The sequence below is a fragment of the Lelliottia sp. GFLA7 genome (genome assembly GCF_056490165.1).
The window spans coordinates 1-466 of the sequence record NZ_JBWLAQ010000062.1; the positions used below are offsets into that span (position 1 = coordinate 1).

1 protein-coding gene is annotated in these 466 nt (G+C 71.2%); it reads right to left on the reverse strand.

Annotation, left to right across the window (positions count from 1 at the left end; genetic code table 11):
* A partial coding sequence (locus AC07RN_RS21145) for a hypothetical protein (protein ID WP_478337243.1) occupies positions 1-277 on the reverse strand: 277 nt, incomplete at its 3' end.
* Positions 278-466 lie beyond the last annotated feature (189 nt).

The following is a 466-nucleotide window of genomic DNA, read 5'->3' on the forward strand; positions in this document are numbered from 1 at the left end:
GCCGCAGCGCGGCGTAGAGGGTGTGGAAGTCGAGGTCGGTGGCCGAGTATCCGGTGAGGTCCCGGTACGTCTCCACGGCGTCGTCGCGGCGCAGGAAATCGGGCAGGCCGGGCAGCCCGGCCATGCCGGCGAGGTCCTCGAAGAAGCGGTGGATGAAGATCATCCATCCCAGGTCCAGCTCGCGCGGGCCGAGGGTCGCCCTCTCCCAGTCGAGGACGGCCACCGGCTCGAAGTCGCGGTAGATGATGTGTTCCCGATCCGCGAGTCGCCCCAGCACAGCACCGCCGGCCCGGTGACGGTGGGCCAGTGGGCATCGAGCCAGTCGAGGCCGCGTTCGATCAGCGGTGAGCGGGGGCCCGTCTCGACGGCCCACTCGTAGTAGCGGCGCTGGGCGTCGACGTGCGCGCGCAGGGCGGCGTCGGCGGTCACGGTGTCGGTCCCGGGGGTGGGATTCAGGCTCGGAAAC